At 39.2% G+C, this 17,556-nt stretch carries 14 protein-coding genes; 9 read left to right on the top strand and 5 right to left on the bottom strand.

Going from position 1 to position 17,556, the window contains the following annotated elements:
* From ACTHN6_RS03980 to ACTHN6_RS03990, 3 genes are all read left to right on the top strand, one after another.
* Positions 1-2,480: SusC/RagA family TonB-linked outer membrane protein (locus ACTHN6_RS03980; protein ID WP_440434423.1), on the top strand; the 2,480-nt coding region annotated here is incomplete at its 5' end.
* 18 nt (positions 2,481-2,498) lie between these two features.
* Positions 2,499-4,160: a RagB/SusD family nutrient uptake outer membrane protein gene (locus ACTHN6_RS03985; RefSeq protein ID WP_440434424.1), complete on the top strand. Its 1,662-nt coding sequence runs from the start codon at positions 2,499-2,501 to the stop codon at positions 4,158-4,160.
* Between the two features lie 367 nt (positions 4,161-4,527).
* Positions 4,528-7,821: a VCBS repeat-containing protein gene (locus ACTHN6_RS03990; protein ID WP_440434425.1), complete on the top strand. Its 3,294-nt coding sequence runs from the start codon at positions 4,528-4,530 to the stop codon at positions 7,819-7,821.
* 450 nt (positions 7,822-8,271) lie between these two features.
* On the opposite strand, the gene ACTHN6_RS03995 is transcribed toward ACTHN6_RS03990, so the two are convergent.
* The 4 genes from ACTHN6_RS03995 to ACTHN6_RS04010 all read right to left on the bottom strand — a co-directional run bounded on the left by ACTHN6_RS03995 (position 8,272) and on the right by ACTHN6_RS04010 (position 11,211).
* The gene (locus tag ACTHN6_RS03995) at positions 8,272-8,688 is read right to left on the bottom strand and encodes a hypothetical protein (protein ID WP_440434426.1); all 417 of its coding nucleotides are present in this window, start codon (positions 8,686-8,688) and stop codon (positions 8,272-8,274) included.
* A gap of 205 nt (positions 8,689-8,893) precedes the next feature.
* Entirely contained in the window at positions 8,894-9,322 is a 429-nt protein-coding gene (locus tag ACTHN6_RS04000) for a pyrimidine dimer DNA glycosylase/endonuclease V (RefSeq protein ID WP_440434427.1), read from the bottom strand.
* A 339-nt stretch (positions 9,323-9,661) separates the two neighbouring features.
* The gene (locus ACTHN6_RS04005; protein WP_440434428.1) at positions 9,662-10,264 is read right to left on the bottom strand and encodes a short chain dehydrogenase; all 603 of its coding nucleotides are present in this window, start codon (positions 10,262-10,264) and stop codon (positions 9,662-9,664) included.
* A 68-nt stretch (positions 10,265-10,332) separates the two neighbouring features.
* Positions 10,333-11,211 (bottom strand): helix-turn-helix transcriptional regulator, encoded by an 879-nt coding sequence (locus tag ACTHN6_RS04010; RefSeq protein ID WP_440434429.1) that lies wholly within the window; start codon positions 11,209-11,211, stop codon positions 10,333-10,335.
* A 232-nt stretch (positions 11,212-11,443) separates the two neighbouring features.
* Here ACTHN6_RS04010 and ACTHN6_RS04015 point away from each other — a divergent pair, with 232 nt between their 5' ends.
* From ACTHN6_RS04015 to ACTHN6_RS04040, 6 genes are all read left to right on the top strand, one after another.
* Positions 11,444-12,001, top strand: a complete 558-nt coding sequence (locus tag ACTHN6_RS04015; RefSeq protein WP_440434430.1) for a hypothetical protein — start codon at positions 11,444-11,446, stop codon at positions 11,999-12,001.
* A 124-nt stretch (positions 12,002-12,125) separates the two neighbouring features.
* The gene (locus ACTHN6_RS04020) at positions 12,126-13,079 is read left to right on the top strand and encodes a hypothetical protein (protein WP_440434431.1); all 954 of its coding nucleotides are present in this window, start codon (positions 12,126-12,128) and stop codon (positions 13,077-13,079) included.
* Between the two features lie 20 nt (positions 13,080-13,099).
* Positions 13,100-14,647 (top strand): phosphatase PAP2 family protein, encoded by a 1,548-nt coding sequence (locus ACTHN6_RS04025; protein WP_440434432.1) that lies wholly within the window; start codon positions 13,100-13,102, stop codon positions 14,645-14,647.
* Between the two features lie 98 nt (positions 14,648-14,745).
* Positions 14,746-15,162 carry a carboxymuconolactone decarboxylase family protein gene (locus tag ACTHN6_RS04030; RefSeq protein WP_440434433.1) on the top strand — a complete coding sequence of 139 codons (417 nt, stop codon included), beginning with the start codon at positions 14,746-14,748 and terminating at the stop codon, positions 15,160-15,162.
* A gap of 17 nt (positions 15,163-15,179) precedes the next feature.
* On the top strand, positions 15,180-15,305 hold the full coding sequence (locus tag ACTHN6_RS04035) for a hypothetical protein (RefSeq protein WP_440434434.1): 126 nt from the start codon (positions 15,180-15,182) through the stop codon (positions 15,303-15,305).
* Between the two features lie 216 nt (positions 15,306-15,521).
* On the top strand, positions 15,522-16,334 hold the full coding sequence (locus tag ACTHN6_RS04040; protein ID WP_440434435.1) for a hypothetical protein: 813 nt from the start codon (positions 15,522-15,524) through the stop codon (positions 16,332-16,334).
* 151 nt (positions 16,335-16,485) lie between these two features.
* On the opposite strand, the gene ACTHN6_RS04045 is transcribed toward ACTHN6_RS04040, so the two are convergent.
* A complete protein-coding gene (locus tag ACTHN6_RS04045; RefSeq protein WP_440434436.1) occupies positions 16,486-17,361 on the bottom strand; it encodes a DUF4349 domain-containing protein in 876 nt (291 codons plus the stop codon).
* Positions 17,362-17,556: the final 195 nt, after the last annotated feature.

Raw genomic sequence — 17,556 nt, forward strand, 5'->3', positions numbered from 1 at the left:
AAGATGCTGCCGCCGTAGCACCTTATGGCGTTGCCGGGGCTAATGGAGTAATATTGGTGACTACCAAACGCGGTACGAGCGGCAAACCGCAATTAACCTATAATGGTTATTATGGCTGGCAAAATCCTGCGCAGTTGCCAAACATGGTAAACTCTTATGAATATGCTTCATTGCGTAATGCGGCCAATGCCAATGAGAATACGGGACCTGTTTACGGTGATTATGCACTGCAAAAATTTAAAGATGGTTCCGACCCGGATTTATATCCTGTAAATGACCCGTTGCATACGCTTATTAATAAGAATGCACCCATGATGTCGCATAACCTTTCTGTATCGGGTGGAACAGATAAAGTGAAATTTTTTGGAGCGCTTGGATTTTTAACACAGGATGGCATGTGGGGGCCCACTAATTTTAAAAGGTATAATCTTACATCGAATGTTGACATACAGGTTACCAACAGCACAAAGCTGGGCATTGGTTTAAACGGAAGGGTAGAAGACAGAAACTTTCCAGGTATTTCTGCAGGCAGCATATTTTACCAGGTGTATCGCACACCACCGGTAGCGCCTGTATTATTCTCTAATGGTTTGTGGGGTTCTTATATTGGCCGCACTGCTTATGGAAATATATACAGCAGTGGTTACACCAAAGACCTGCGGCAAATTATGTTAACACAAATAAGCCTTGAACAACAGCTACCGGTAAAAGGCCTGAGTTTAAAAGCTGTATTTAGTTATGACTATAATGATCCCGATGGCCGCACTCAAAAAACCTGGTTAACACCTATACCTTATTATGCTGTTACTGATACAACTACCAGTCCATATACAATTTCACAGATTGGTTCTGATGGCCCGCAGAAACCTTCTTATGAAGTTTATAACAGCCAGGTACAGGCACTTACTTACCAGGGATATATCAACTATAATAATAGTTTTGGCAAAAGCAATATAGGTGCAACCGTAGTATTAGAAGTACGTAATACCAGGTTCTCCAATTTTGGTGCAAAGCGTGTAAACTTTAATGTAAACATTCCTGAATTAAACAACGGCAGTTCCAATGCCAATGATATTACCAACTACGGTTCATCAAGCGAACTAAAGCAAAGGGGCGCTATCTTCAGGCTTGCCTATAGTTTTGATGATAAATATTTGTTTGAAGCCTCCGGGCGTTACGATGGGCATTTTGTGTTTGCGCCCGGCAAGCGTTATCAATTATTTCCGGCGTTTTCTGCAGGATGGCGCGTTTCAGAAGAGAAATTTATGCAGGGGATTTCCTGGCTGGATAATCTGAAAATACGTGGTTCTTATGGCGAAAGTGGTGCGTTGCCGTATGCTACTAATGGAAACCTGCTGCCTTTTCAATATTTAAGCGCTTATTCATTAATTGGAAACAGCGGCATATTTGGCGGCGCGGTATCACAGGGTGTAAGAGAAGCCTCACCGGCTAACCCTGCCATAACCTGGGAAAAGGCAAAGAAGACAGACATTGGTTTTGAACTATCAATTTTTAAAGGCTTATTCAGCCTTGAAGCAGATTATTTCTTTGAAAAAAGAAATGATATTCTAATTGCCAATCAAAACCAGGTGCCGGCAGAATATGGTATCGGTTTGCCGCAAACCAACTCTGCTGCTGTCAGCAATCATGGATTTGATTTATCAGTTAGTTCTGTTTATAACATAACACCTGATTTACGCATCGGCATAACTGCCAATGCTACTTATGCAAAAAACAAATATGTGCAGATATATGAACTGGCTGCAACGTATGACAATCCTAACAGAAGACAAACCGGTCGGCCAATCAACACTTATTATGGTTATCATGCTTTAGGATTGTTCCAGGAAAGTGACGATAAGAATAAAGATGGCATCATAGATCAAAGTGAATATCCTGTAACACAATTTTCAACGTTGCGTCCCGGTGAAATTAAATTTGAAGACGTAAACGGCGATAATGTTATTGATAATAATGATTTGAAAGCAATGGGTAACCCGCCTATCCCGCAATTGATCTATGGCTTTTCACCATCTGTCTCATACAAAGGTTTTGATTTGAATGTATTGTTCCAGGGCGCTGGTGCAGGAAGTTTTTATCTGAGCGGACAGGCAGCCTGGCCTTTTGAAAATGGTGCATCGGCGCTGGCTGCCAACCTGGATTACTGGACGCCTGAAAATACAGACGCACGTTATCCGGTCATACTTCCGCAACCAAGTGCAAACACAAGGCAAACCTCTGACTGGTGGTTACGTAAAATAAATTACCTGCGTCTTAAATCTGCAGAAATAGGTTATACAATTCCGCCAAACGTTATGTCAAGATTAAAACTGCAAATGATAAGGATATATGCATCGGGCCAAAATTTAATTACATGGTCAAAGGAGATGAAAGACTTTGATCCGGAAGCCAGCAATTCCGGTGGCGAGTTTTATCCGCAACAAAAGGTAATAACAGTAGGCCTGAACATTACTTTCTAATTTTTAAATTTCTGCTATATGATAAATAAAATTGTAAGAACATCAATATATCTCTCCTTATCTGCATTTATAATTTTTTTGCAAGCCTGCAGCGATAAAGTGCTGGATGTTACGCCCACGGATCGTTTAACAGATGCAAACGTGTGGACAGACCAGGGTACTGCAGATCTTTTCTTGAATGATATTTATACGGGCCTGCCGGATGGCAATAACTGGTATGATCCCATCGAAAACTGGTCAGACAATTCCATCTGCGGTTTCCCGTGGCCAAATTCGAGACAGAATATCCAGCAAAGCCTTCAGTCGCCTGCCAATGCAGGTTTTTCAGGCGATGTATCAAATTTTTTAGACTGGACTGTTCAATATACCAACATCAGGAAATGCAATGTTTTTATTAGTAAAGTAACAGCTTCCGCTTTTGCAGATGATTTTAAAACGGAGAAGATAGCAGAAGCAAGGGTGCTAAGGGCCTATTTCTACCAGGTTCTCTGGATGACGTATGGTGGCGTGCCCATCATTACAGAGGTATTGAATGCTGATACGCAGGGTGATTCTATATTTTATGCAAGAAATACATCGGATGAAACCTTGCAGTTTATTACATCAGAATGCGGTGAAGCCTATAATGATTTGCCCGATATGCCTGCTTCCGGTAAAGTGGGCAAAGGCGCAGCCATGGCATTAAAAGGCTGGTGCGAATTATTTGCAGGCAAATTTGCAGATGCTGCTGCCAGCAATAAAAAAATAATAGATGAGTTAGGATATGAATTAGATCCGGATTATGCTAAATTGTTTTTAACCAAAGGTGCTGAAAGCAAGGAAGCTATTTTTTACAGGGAATACAGTCCGCCGGGCCAAGGCAAAGGAGCCAATCTTGATGGTACGGTAGGCCCAACGTTTACTGCAGGCGGCGCCGAAACAAGCTGGGGCGGCGTTGACCCGACGCAGGAACTGGTGGATGATTATGCTATGGACAATGGTAAAGTTATCACCGATCCCACTTCAGGATATGATCCTACACATCCTTATGAACACAGGGAGCAACGTTTTTATCAAAGCATTGTGCACGATGGAGATTTCTTTTATAATGATACCATTTTTACAAGGGTTGGCGTAGGAAGCAAAAATGAAATTGATCTGACTGACAGGGATGATGCCGGACAAACAGGTTATTATGTCCGCAAACGTCTCGACGATAAAACACTGGTACTTGGCGCTGCCAACTGGAGTGGTTATACAAGCTATCAAAACTATATCATCTTTAGGTTTGGCGAAGTGCTGCTGAATTATGCCGAAGCGCAAAATGAAGTGGCCGGCCCTGATCAATCTGTATATGATGCAATAAATAAAATAAGAGAAAGATCTGCATTACCTGATTTGCCGGCTGGCTTAAGCAAAGATGAAATGCGTACAGCCATTCGCCGCGAAAGAAGAGTGGAGCTTGCTTTTGAAGACAAGCGTTTTTGGGATTTGATTCGCTGGCGCATCGCCGAAGTTAATCTCAACAAGCCTTTGCATGGCGTTTCCATTACTGTTGGTGCCGGTGGTGCACTTCAGTACAATTACATTCCGGCAAGGGGCGGCGACAGGAAATTTTATGCAGCTAAAAATTATCTTTTCCCGATACCTCAATCTGTAATTGATAAAAACAGTAAGCTTACCCAAAATCCTGGTTATTGATTTGTTTAAATACAAGCAGTTGTTTTTAAGTTTGAGAAATTCTTTGTTGCATAACAAAGAATTTCTTTTTTAACGAATATTTGCTGATGAAACGTAAGCTATTTAATTACAGTATTCATTATTTTAAGTTAATGAGAGTTTAAAACAAGTTGTTTGAAATGTTTCTATGAAAGTAAAAAAGGTTGTAAAACATAAAAACTCTCTCAACGTCATTTCGACGAAGGAGAAATCTCTTAAATTATTTTGGAGTTTAAACTCACGTAGAGATGTCTCTCTATCGTTCGACATGACGAGCCAGGCCTCTGCTTCATTAGAAAATATTTTCATTCTTCAAGTCTTATCCAGAACTTATTTTAAATTATTGCTGATGCTAATTGTTGTAATAACTAATATTAGCTGCAACACAAAAAAAGAAAAAGCGCAAAACGTTCAACCACTGTTCACATTACTTCCGCCATCGCAAACAAACATTACTTTCTCTAATACTTTAACAGAAGGGTTAAACACTAATGTTTTAATGTATGAATATTTTTTTAACGGTGGGGGCGTGGCTGTTGGTGATGTAAACGGAGATGGATTACAGGATGTTTATTTCAGTGCAAATATGGCAGAGAATGTGCTGTACCTGAACAAAGGCAATATGCAGTTTGAAGATATTACGAGTATCGCAGGTGTAACGGGAAGGCCGGGCCCATGGAAGACAGGCGTTACAATGGCTGATGTAAATGGTGATAGAAGAATTGACTTATTTGTTTGCTATTCGGGCAAGATAAATGGCATGAAAAGAATACCTCAGCTACTTATTAATGAAGGAAATGATAACAATGGCATTCCGCATTTTAAAGATGAAACAAAAGCATACGGCCTGAACGATTCAATGTTTTGTAACCAGGCTTATTTTTTTGACTATGATAAAGACGGCGACTTAGATGCGTTGTTCATTAATCATAACCCAAAACGATTCAGCAATCTTAATGACTCTTCGATACATGAATATATCAACACACATAGTAGTGAAACCGGCACAAGATTGTTTAAAAACAATCACAATCATTTTGATGATGTAACTGAAACTGCAGGCATCACCAACAGTATTTTAAGTTATAATCTTGCGGCCGGTATAGCTGATGTTAATAATGATGGCTGGCCGGATATTTATATTTCAAATGATTATCTCGTGCCGGATTACCTGTATATCAATAATGGTAACGGAACATTTTCAGATAAATTAAGCGAAGCAATGCAGCATACTTCATTGTCTTCTATGGGTAACGATATAGCTGATGTAAATAATGATGGCCTTCCGGATATTTTTACGCTGGATATGTTGCCCGAAGATAATCACCGCCAGAAAATATTATTTGGCCAGGATGATTATACAACATTTGATATGAATATACGGGCAGGTTTTCACCGGCAGTATATGCGCAATATGCTCCAGCTAAACAATGGCGATGGAAGCTTTAGTGAAATAGGACAATTGGCCGGTATTTCAAACACCGACTGGAGCTGGGCGCCGCTGTTTGCAGATTATGATAATGATGGATGGAAAGATCTTTTTATCACCAATGGTTATTTACGAGATTATACAAACATGGATTTTTTAACGTACATGGGCAACCAGTTAAAAAGTTTACAGAATGGTGTTCGCCGCGAACAATTATTTGAGATTTTGCAGCACATGCCTTCTTCGGATATAAAAAATTATCTTTTTAAAAATAACCAGGATCTTTCATTCAGCAACATGAATGATGCATGGGGAATAGACAGTTTTTCAAACAGTAATGGTGCTGCTTATGCGGACCTGGATAATGACGGCGACCTGGATTTGATAGTAAACAACGTTAATAGACCTGCTTTTATATATCGCAATGAATCCAATCCGCAACTGCATCATTTTATCGAATTAAAACTTAATGGAAACGGTAATAATACGCAGGGATTAGGAGCAAAAGTCTATTTATTCAGCAATGGAAAACAACAATACCAGGAGCAGATGATCGCAAGAGGATTCCAGTCTTCCGTAACGCCTGTAATGCACTTTGGGCTTGGAAAAGACAGCAGTATTGATTCGTTGAAAATAGTATGGCAGAGCGGTGAAATGCAGGTATTAAAAAATGTAAAATCAAACCAATTTATAACACTGGATGAAAAAAATGCCACGCTGCCATACATAACACCGCCTTCGCCAAAGCCTTTCTTTGAGGCCATACAATCACCCATTGTTTTTAATGACAGTTTAAAAGATATGAATGATTTTAGCAGGCAGCCTTTATTGGTTAACCCGCTATCTCATGCAGGCCATTGCATTATAAAAGGTGATGCAAACGGCGACAAACTGGAAGATATATATGTTGGCGGAAGCAACGGTAAAGCAGGCTGTTTGTATATTCAACAGGCAAATGGTACGTTTGTTCAAAAACATGAAGCATCGTTTGAGCGTGATAAAGCCAGTGAAGATGCTGATGGATTATTTTTCGATGCTGATAATGATGGATTTAATGACTTATATATAGTAAGCGGCGGCTATAATAATTACCAACCCGGTGATAGTTTGCTGCAGGACAGGCTTTATATAAACGATGGAAAAGGCAACTTCATAAAAAATAATAACGCCTTGCCGCTGATGCATGTAAGCAAAAGCTGTGTTCGCATGGCAGATGTAAACGGTGATAGATTCCCCGATCTTTTTATAGGTGGAAGGGTAATCTCCGGTCAATATCCGCTTACCCCGCAAAGCTATCTTTTGATTAACGATGGCAAGGGGCATTTTACCGACGCAACTTCATCTGTTGCTCCTTTCCTTCAGCATATCGGAATGGTAACAGATGCTGCATGGCTGGATTTAAATAATGATAACAGGCCTGATTTAATAGTAGCGGGCGAATGGATGCCGGTAAGCGTTTTCATCAATAGTAATGGCAAACTGGAAAATCAAACAAAAAAGTATTTTGACAAAGATTATAGCGGTTGGTGGAATAAAATTGAAGTAGCGGATTTGAACAAAGATGGCAAAGATGATTTGGTAATCAGCAATTTCGGTTTGAATGCACAATGCAAGGCAAGTGATGAAGAACCTGTTGAAATGTATTATAAAGACTTTGATGCAAACGGCATAATCGAACCGGTGCTTTGTTATTACATACAAGGCAAAAGCTATCCTTTCTTATCAAAGGATGAAGCTGTAAGTCAAATAAGCGGACTGGCTAAAAAATATCCAACTTATAAATCTTATGCTGATGCAACATTGCAGGATATTTTTTCAAGTGAACAGCTAAAAGATGCAGGCCATTTAAGCGCCAACACATTAACTACAGCCTGCTTTATCCGGCAACCCGATGGCCGGTTTCAAAGAAAAGCCCTGCCACAGGAAGCGCAGTTTTCACCTGTGTTCACCATCACAGCAATTGACTATAACAGAGATGGCAATGAAGATCTATTACTGTGCGGAAATATCAATAATACCCGTTTACGTTTTGGTAATTATGATGCTAATTATGGTATTTTACTAAAGGGCGATGGTAATGGAAATTTTTCCTATATAAAACAGGAGCAATCAGGATTTCAAATACGCGGCGATGTACGATCTGTCATACACATAAACAATACATTGCTTTTTGGTGTTTCTCAAAAAGGCATTGAAGCTTATAAAATGAAATGATTGTATGAGTCAAAGCCGGGCGATAATATTTTTTACAGTAAAGATCTTTGAGTTATGCAAAGAGATTTGGGGTTTCGTTTCCTGATGATACCGGTCATATATTGAGCGCAACGAAAAGCTTTAAGTCCGTCTATCCATACATTACTATAAAATGGATATTCTTGTGATATTAATAAATTGAGATTGGCTATTCGCTAAAATTTGCAATAGCTTTTTCATTTTATTGTAGTTAGGTGTGTCATTTTATGTTGTTTGTAGCATTAAGGCATTGATGAAGACATGGCAATAGCACTTCGGTTAGCCTGGCAAAGGCTTAATTGAAAGACCGTTGAAGTTAAAGAATAATGATTAACGTGTGATAATCTGCTAAACGAAAGCTGAATATGATTGGAGCCAATGTTTATACTATCTGCCATGCTATTGAAACGGGCAGTTGCATGCTATGCTTGTCTAACTTTTTCGTATATCTTCAATTTCGTTTTTAATAAAAGCCGCACAGGCTTCGTTACCATTTGAGAATGTAAGTGCCTCCTGCTTTTTTTTATAGGGATAATAGTAGACGCTATATTTTTCACCAGATTTTTCAAAAACCCAACCTTTACCTGTTCTTTTATTTTCCGACCAGGTTAGCCAATCTGTAACAACTTCCGGTTGTTTATTTATTGCATTTAAAATGTCAAGATTGGTTATTTGATTGTTGCATTTAAAATAACCACTTTGTTTCAAGATTTCAAAGCTTGATATATTTCGATTATGATAAAGCCTTGGCAGAAAAATAATTTCTTGCAGCAGCTTACCTTTGTCTTCAATCTTATTTTGATTCTTGTGAAGGTATGATTGCAATAAAGCACGAATGTTTAGCCTCATATTGCTTTTACGTCATTAGAGATTTCCAATTATATTGTCGGTTGTCGGCTAAGATATCTGCAACATTTGAAACAACTAAGTTGATATGATTAAGTTTCATTGTCTATCACATTACATGGTTACCGTCATAGCGGAGATAATGTAAATACCATTGCATTAATGCAGTGAAGCCCCCCAGGTATCGCTCTATTTAAGCAGCCGTTTTTTAAGTTATTTCCCAATCCTCTATGTCTCCCTTTATAATTTTAAAAATCGGATGCTGGTCAATCTGTTCAGGATTGGTCAATCTCTCAAATTTATCTTTATCCCGAATCTTTAGCTTATTGAGCAGATGTGCAATTTCATATTTGATTTGCCCGGTTGTTACACGCATAACTGAAGACTCAAAATTCCAGTCAATTTTTTCTTTGTCAAATTTGTAATTCCTCGCCAATGCTTCATTATAAACAGTTGCCAGATATTGATTGATGCTGTCAACCGGCTTATCAGTCCGTTTGAAGCGGTTAAGTTGAGGATGATTGCGATAGCCTTTGGTTTTACCTTCAAGAACGTGTTTGGCAAGAAGTGTTTCACGCCAAAGCGCCGCAAGCCCTTTTGTATCTAAATACTTTGGATGAATTGACCAGATTCTCATTTGTCTTCTTCAGTTATAGATTTTAGTAAAACATTTTTAGAATTTGGAGCCGGCAAAAATAAAACCTGAAACTGTAATTTTCTTTGCAGGCGCAGTGTTCATGGGCGGTTAGTTGAAATAATTTGTGCCTGTTCTTGTATCAATAAATGCAGTATCAAAAAGACAAGCGTGATTATGAATTTCATGCTGCAATATTATAGCTGTCAACGAATTAGCCATTGGCGGTGTGGGGCAGTAGGAATCCGTCAGCTAAATATAGCACAAAAGCTCAATAGTAATAATACTGTTGAGCTTTTGACATCAGGCCGCTGTATTGCCAATACCTTATTTGCAGCGCTTTTATGAATACACTTTCAATATTTTCCCATTTACTGCACCCTCAATGCTTAATATATAAGCGTTTACCACTTTTTTCATTGGGGCAAGGTTATACCCGGGAAATAAATTGCCATACTTTTCAAAGCTGTCTTCAACAAGCCCGGGGCTTACTGCATTAATTCTTACGTCGTTTTTTAATTCCTGTGCAGAAGCCAGCACAAAACTATTAATGGCCCCATTAATCGTTGCAACGGCTGTTCCATTTTTTGCAGGCTGTTCTGCGGCAATACCGGATGTAAGGGTAAAAGACCCTTCCTTTGAAATAAATCTTTTCCCTATGAGCACAAGGTTCATTTGGCCCAGCATTTTTCCTTTTATGCCGGGCATCAAATCCTCTTCCGTCATTGTATGGTAGTCGCCATAAAATCCTGTTCCTGCCGTGCATACACAAGCATCTATTTGTTTGAGTTCCTCAAACATTTTCACGATTGAATTTTTGTCTGAAATATCAACGGTCATATCTCCGCTGTTTCTGCCTGCAGTAATAACTTCATGTTTCGCCTTTAGGGCTGCTGCAATTTTTCTTCCAATGGTTCCGGAACCGCCTACGATTAAAATTTTCATACTACTTTATTTTATGCAAAACTATAGTGCGAAGTAGTGCAGGTGTTAATAGGAAAAGTCCATTCCTTTTAACTATTGGCTCTAAATGCAGTGGGTGTTAAATTGTATGTTCTTTTAAAAAGCCTTGTAAAATAAGAAAGGCTTTCAAAGCCGCAATTTTCAGAAATTTCAGAAACACTGTCGTTTGTATTTTTTAAAAGCAGGCAGGCGTGTTCCAAACGCTTTTGATTAATCCATTTTGCCGGTGAGGTATGGTAAATTGAAGCAAAATCTCTTTTAAATGTAGATAAACTTCTGTTTGTAAGGTTGGCATAATCGTTAAGAGACAATCGTTGAAATAAATATTTTTCCATTACATACATTATATTTTCCGTAGCAGTGGATATGATGGAATCCCAAAAAGGAGTGCTTTGTGAAGCCGGTATGGTTTTAAGAATGTACAGTAGAATTTCCTTTTGTTTAAGCAACAGTATCCCTTTATCCTTCAGTGCATGCTGTGTAAAGTACTGGATCAATTGGCTTTTGTAGGTATCTATAATTGAATTGGTATTTATTTTCAAAAATGGAATGTTAGAGAATTTAGAAGTTTTTACTTTGTATTCGGCAATTACTTCCTGCAATATTTTTTGATTCAGGAATAGCAGGATGGCTTCAAATTGTTGTTCTTCTTCAAAATATTCAGCCATCGCATAAATTCCTTTCTTTAAGAAAATAATTTCCTGCGGCGTAACTTTAATAGTTTCATTTTCTATATATAAATGTTTATATCCCTTTAATACGAAAGCCAGCATATTTTCTGTGAGAAAGATTTTTTTTAAAGTTGATTTATGCTCGATTTTATGTTTGGCAAAAAAGGTGTTTTCAATAATAAGAAAGGAGTCGTCATGGGTGTCAAGCTGAGTTGGGGGAAAATGATAAATCATCGCGTTGAGATTATTTTGCAGCATTATAAGTTGAAGTATGTGATAAATTTGATTAATGAACAAAGGCGGAGAATATATTCGACGTTCGCCCTATTACCGATGCAATATTAGTGGAAGTTTATGTCTGCAATTCTATCCTTATCTGCTTCGTAATCTTCATCTTCATTTTTCATAGTACATTATTCCGGATTTAATTATTTAAGATATTTTTTGCGTTTTGCATTTTAATATTTTAATTTGTTGCTACTAACTATTCGTGAAGAAGTTTGCAACCATATTATTACTACTGCTTTTAGCATTCAATTTTGTTGGCTACCGCTTATTATTTGCCTTCCTGGAAGAGAAGGCTAACCATACAATTGTAGCACAGATTGATAGAGAAGCTTATAATGATGCAGACCTTATTACGCTAACCGTTCCGCTCTCCATGCCTTACATACAGGATTCAAAGGATTTTGAAAGAAAGGATGGTGAGATAACGCTTAACGGTAAAATATATCACTACGTAAAGCAAAAAATTTCACAGGGCAACCTTGTTTTAATGTGTCTTCCTGATAATGAAAAAACACATTTAAAATCGGCAAAAGACGATTTCTTCAAACTTGCCAACGAACTGCAAAGCAATAATACCGCTTCAAAGAAAGCCGGCGATCATAGCCAGGTTGTAAAATTCGCTGTAAGCGATTATGAAGAAATGCAAACCAGCATTTCCATATTTGCATTTGCATCGGAAACAAAATTATTCCCATCTTATTTTAATTACGCCTTACTAAAAGGCGCAGGCGCCGCGCCTGAACAGCCTCCCGAAGCTTAATTGTCTTCAATTTTTGTTGCAATAGCTTAAAGGCATTGCTTGTATTACAATACGGCAGGTAACTGCCGCATGCTTGTACATTTCATTTTCAATAAACGAACAACTAACTATTAATTGCAACCTCATGAAGCGTAACCTGCTTACATGTTTACTGTTATTGGCTATTCAGTTTATGGCCAATGCCCAAACTGATATTGACGGCCTTATGATGGCTAAAAACAATTTTTGTGTCGGCCCTGTTTACAGCCATAGCAGCTGGAAAAATTATTGGGAGGGCACTTTAAAAAGAGATAACGACAACATTGGCACTTTCAACTCCAATATGTTTGCCCTTATGGGTAATTATGGAATTTCCGACAGGCTGAATGTATTATTTGGCGTGCCTTATATAAAAAATAAGGTAACTGCCGGAACACTGCACAAAGACGCCGGCATACAGGATCTTTCTTTATGGCTTAAATGGATGCCTGTAGAAAAAAAACTTGGTTCCCGTTCCGTATTCTCTGTTTATACACTTGGCGGTTTTTCTACGCCTTTAACCAATTACCAGGCAGATTACCTGCCCATTGCCATTGGCCTGCACAGCACTAATTTTTCCGGCCGGTTAATGGTTGACTATCAAAACAAAGATTTCTTTGCAACGGCTTCCGGCACTTATCAATACAGGAACAATATTCATATTGACCGCACATCTTATTACACCGATGAAATGCATATTTCCAATGAAGTGGAAATGCCTGATATGGCAAGCTACAATGTAAGAACAGGCATAAGAACTTTCAGGATAGTTGCAGAGGCTTTCTTTCAGCAAAACTATACTTTAGGTGGTTTTGATATAAGAAGAAACGATATGCCTTTTCCCAGTAACCGCATGAATGCAAGCATTGCGGGCGCTCATTTTAAATATATATTAAAAAAGCTGCCTAATCTTTCACTGGAAGCCGGCGGCAGTTATGTATTGAAAGGAAGGAACGTAGGCCAGGCCAGGGAGTTTAACGTTTCGGCTTTTTATATATTCCCGTTAGGCCATTCAAGGGTAAGCTCTTCTCATTCCTGCAAGCTTTGCGGCATACGTTAACCTTTAAATACACTAAGATTATGAAAAAGATATTTTATATAATAACAGGCATTGCACTCAGTTCCGTTATCTGTTTTTCCTGTTCTAAAAATGTTGAAGGCAGAACAGATAAAACGCCTGCACTTAACCCGGTTTCGCAGGATCTTAATGCCGGTGAATGGAAGCTCGTTTTGCTTTCAAGACCGGATACATTTGCCGTGGCAGCACCGGCAGCGCCAGGCACACCTGAATATACCGGCTACCTGAATGAAATAAAGGGATATCAGCGAAAATTATCAGGCGAACAAATGAATAACGTACGTTACTGGGCGGCGGGCGGTGTTTTGCGGTGGAATGAGATTATGCGGGAGCTTGTAGCCAAATATAATCTGCCACCTTACCAGAATGATGACGGTACTTATCCTGCGCCTAATGCAGCAGATCCATTTAACTACCCGATGTTCCCGTTTGCAAACCCTCCTTACGCAGCAAGGGCTTATGCCTATATAAGTGCTGCGCAATACGATGCATTGGTTGCCTGCTGGTATTACAAAAAATTATACAATCAAAAACGGCCTTATGATGTTGATTCAAGTGTAAAAGCTATAAGCGGCAGGGTTGATCTGCCTTCTTATCCTTCAGAGGCAGCCGTTATAGCCGGCGCTACAGTTGAGATAATGAAGATGATGTTCCCAACCGAAGTGGCTTTTGTTCAGCAAAAACTGGAAGACCAGGAAGAAGCGGCCGTAATGAGTGGTGCTGCCACCCGCGCCGATATTAAAGCCGGTGAAACATTGGGCAGGCAAATAGCGTCTGTATTTACGGCAAGGGCAAGAACAGATAAAGCGGGCCAGGCAGGCGGTAACCCTGAATTATGGAATAACATGGCCAACAATACCGCCGCAAGGGGAGAAAAACCCTGGCAAAGCCTGGAGGTGCCCAAACGCCCGCCCATGCTGCCTTTATTTGGAGAAGTGAAAACATTTCTGTTTGATTCGGCTACCCTTGTGCGTATAAGGCCTGCCGCGCCTTTCTCCACAGAAAGCAGCGAGTTTGCCCAGCAAAATGATGCGGCTTATAAACAGATAAAAAATCCAACGCGGGAACAGGAACGCATTGTGCAATACTGGGCAGATGGCGTAGGTACTTATACACCGTCGGGGCACTGGAATGCGATAGCCGCCGAAGATTTCATTAAACAAAATTACAGTGAGGTGCGCTGGGCGCGTAACATGGCTTTGTTGAATATGGGTCAGATGGATGCGGCCACGCTTTGCTGGAATACAAAATATTTTTATTTCAACCCGCGGCCTACGCAGATGATGCCGGATATTAAAACGTTAACAGGTATTCCGAATTTCCCTTCCTATATATCTGGCCATTCCACCTTCAGTGAAGCGGCTGCAACTATATTAGGGCATATTCTTCCTGCCAATGCAGATAAGTATGAAGCTATGTCGAAAGAAGCCGCCATGTCAAGGTTTATTTCAGGCATACATACGCAAATGGATTGCGATTCCGGGCTTGCTGCCGGAAAAAGGGTTGGTGAATTTACTGTATTAAAGGCAAGGACAGACGGAGCTGAGTAAAATATCAATCATGAATTTCTACAATCAATAATACAAGCATTAGACACTGCCAGTCGTGGCAGTGTAATTTTTTTAAACTTTATCAATTAAAAAAACTTATGGCGCACATACAATTGAATGATAAAAATTTACCGGGTATAATTGGTTTAATGCATTACAGTCCTGAAACGGCAAAGCCTTTAAATGAGCTGGCTGAAGTATTGTTGGTAAATGATAACAGTTTAACACGCGGCGAAAGGGAACTGATAGCATCTTCCGTTTCATACTGGAATGATTGCCATTTTTGTCACACGTCGCATGGCGCCGCTGCGGCTGCATTATTAAACCAGCCGGTTTCACTGATAGCAGATATAAAAAACGGCCTGCAGCAAACAGCGGTTTCTGATAAAATGCGGGCGCTGCTTGCCATAGCCCGGCAGGTGCAGAAAGGAGGGAAGCATGTAACTTCTGAACATATAGAAAAAGCAAAAGCAGAAGGGGCTATACCGATAAAGAAATTCATGATACGGTTTTAATAGCGGCTGCTTTTTGCATGTATAACCGTTATGTGGACGGGCTTGCAACATGGGCGCCTGATACCGATGAAGCATTCATGCCAATGGGTGAAATGCTTGCGGAAAGGGGCTATAACGCTGTAACGCCGGTGGAAACTGAATAAAGATTCTCTATTATAATACAAGCAAACACGCCCTGTTATTCTTAACGGGGCATTTTTTAAAACAATCAGCGTAATAATATACATAATGCGGCGTGCTATTAAATTATATAGAAGAAGAATGAACCGCCATTTCGACGGAGGAGAATGCGAAGTATCACTTGTCATAATGATATGAATATTCTATTTGTTACCCCCTCGGTATTTGATTTATAAACAATGAAAGACGGAACAGAACAAAAGATATATTACACATTACGCATTGCATGCGCCATGTGTTTCATCGGCCATGGATCGTTTGGCATTATTACCAAAGAAGTATGGTGTAATTATTTTGGTGTGTTTAATATTGATCATAACACATCATATCTACTTATGCCTTACGTGGGGATAATGGATATAGGCATGGGCTTGCTTATACTGTTTTATCCATTAAGGGCGGTTTTTGGATGGCTGGTTATATGGGGCTTCATTACAGCATCTATGCGGCCTTTATCCGGTGAACCGTTTGCGGAGTTTATTGAACGTGCGGGTAATTATGGTGCACCGTTGGCTTTATTGATTTTAACTTTTAAAGGCCGCAACAATTTTAAGCACTGGTTTAAAATTGTTGATGTTGGCGATGTGCAGTCAAACCCGGTAATCATTAAAAGGATTTATATAGCTTTAAGAATAATTGTATTCCTGCTACTGCTTGGCCACGGCTGGCTTAACCTTATAGAAAAGAAATCTTTATTGAATCAATATGCATCGCTTGGCTTTTCCAATACAGTACGTATGGCACACATTGTGGGTTCACTGGAAATATTAGCTGCATGTATATCACTTATAAAACCTGTGCATTCAATACTGCTTATATTTTTTATATGGAAGGTATTAAGCGAAATGTTTTACCCGCAATGGGAAATATTTGAATTTATTGAACGCGGGGGCAGTTACGGAACAATACTGGCTTTATGGCTTCTTGTCAAACCTTCTTCCAGGTATTATTTTAATAACAAACAGCACACAAGTGTTCCGGAAAGGCTGTGAAGAAATTATTGCTGTAGGTTTATAGCTTTATAGCAGGGAAGTAAGAGACGCATAGCAACTGATTAAACTTTAAGCAAAATTTTTTGGGCAGAGGGCAGAACGGCATTGCAATACCCAGGTTTGGGTATTGCAATGAGAACTGTTTTTATGCTTAAGCTTTTTTAAGCTTGTTTCTTTTTATATAAATAAGCGTGGCTGTTCCGCCAATGAGTAAAGGCCAGATGCTGATAAGAAACAATATAAGATTACTAATGAACAATGTTCCTGTTGAAAAAGCATCTGTCATTTTTAGGAAGAAATTTGGCTTTTCATCTTTTGACGTTGAGCCATTGATATATTGATAATAGCTAAGATTAATGGTGCTGTATGCAGATGAATGCTGCAGGTAATTAATTCTTCCGTTTGCCGCTTCAATATCTTCCTGTATATCATTTATTTCATTTTGTACCTGCAAAATTTCATTCATATTTTTTGCCTGTTTCAAAAGCTGTAAATATTTATCACGCACGGCTATTTTCGCCTGCATGCGTGCTTTTGTATCAACAGCTTCGCCTGTTACATCTGCAGTTGAAATATTCTTGTTGACTATTTTAATGCCGTCGCCGCCAAACGAATTTACCAGTGCATCAAACCGGGCAACAGGCACCTTAATGGTAATTGTGTTTTCAATCCTGTAATCTGTTTCCTGCTGATTTTCCCCTGCTATGTAAGCCCCATATTGTTTCAGTGAATTGTGAACAGATGTATTGAACATTTTATAATCTTTTACCTGTAATTGTACATCAGCCGTTTTAATTATTTTCCTGTCCCAGTCTGCATTGCCATTTTTCGTTAAGCCGGGAACATTGTTTGCCGCAGGCGAACCGGTTGTGTCGGCCGCTGTTAGCTGTTCTTCCTGCTTCCCTGTTGCCTTGTCTTGATCTGTTATAGTTTGATCTTCTAATTGAATATCCTTCGTTTCCTTCACTCTATTGCAAGCGAATAACATCATGGCAAGTATTGCCATGCAATAAATATAGCGTTTCATATAAGTTGATTATTTGGTTGATAAATAAGATGCAAAAACAATCTGTTTACATAAATGCAGGCTTACCATTTATGCAGGTTAACTTTTTTGATTTGGTGATTAATATTGTTACAGACAGCGGCTACTATGCTGCACTATAAACACAACATATCTTGATTCATAAATTTGATTTTTAGAAATTTGAAATGATTTGCA

Origin of the sequence: Parafilimonas sp., from assembly GCF_051953455.1 — a bacterium.
In the GTDB taxonomy this organism is placed as follows: domain Bacteria; phylum Bacteroidota; class Bacteroidia; order Chitinophagales; family Chitinophagaceae; genus Parafilimonas.

Coding starts and splice junctions, on each gene's coding strand:
- ACTHN6_RS04035 (WP_440434434.1), top strand. CDS start 15,180: ATGTATAACCGTTATGTGGACGGGCTTGCAACATGGGCGCCTGATACC.
- ACTHN6_RS03990 (WP_440434425.1), top strand. CDS start 4,528: ATGCTAATTGTTGTAATAACTAATATTAGCTGCAACACAAAAAAAGAA.
- ACTHN6_RS04020 (WP_440434431.1), top strand. CDS start 12,126: ATGAAGCGTAACCTGCTTACATGTTTACTGTTATTGGCTATTCAGTTT.
- ACTHN6_RS04010 (WP_440434429.1), bottom strand. CDS start 11,211: ATGCTGCAAAATAATCTCAACGCGATGATTTATCATTTTCCCCCAACT.
- ACTHN6_RS04005 (WP_440434428.1), bottom strand. CDS start 10,264: ATGAAAATTTTAATCGTAGGCGGTTCCGGAACCATTGGAAGAAAAATT.
- ACTHN6_RS04025 (WP_440434432.1), top strand. CDS start 13,100: ATGAAAAAGATATTTTATATAATAACAGGCATTGCACTCAGTTCCGTT.
- ACTHN6_RS03995 (WP_440434426.1), bottom strand. CDS start 8,688: ATGAGGCTAAACATTCGTGCTTTATTGCAATCATACCTTCACAAGAAT.
- ACTHN6_RS03985 (WP_440434424.1), top strand. CDS start 2,499: ATGATAAATAAAATTGTAAGAACATCAATATATCTCTCCTTATCTGCA.
- ACTHN6_RS04030 (WP_440434433.1), top strand. CDS start 14,746: ATGGCGCACATACAATTGAATGATAAAAATTTACCGGGTATAATTGGT.
- ACTHN6_RS04045 (WP_440434436.1), bottom strand. CDS start 17,361: ATGAAACGCTATATTTATTGCATGGCAATACTTGCCATGATGTTATTC.
- ACTHN6_RS04040 (WP_440434435.1), top strand. CDS start 15,522: ATGAAAGACGGAACAGAACAAAAGATATATTACACATTACGCATTGCA.
- ACTHN6_RS04000 (WP_440434427.1), bottom strand. CDS start 9,322: ATGAGAATCTGGTCAATTCATCCAAAGTATTTAGATACAAAAGGGCTT.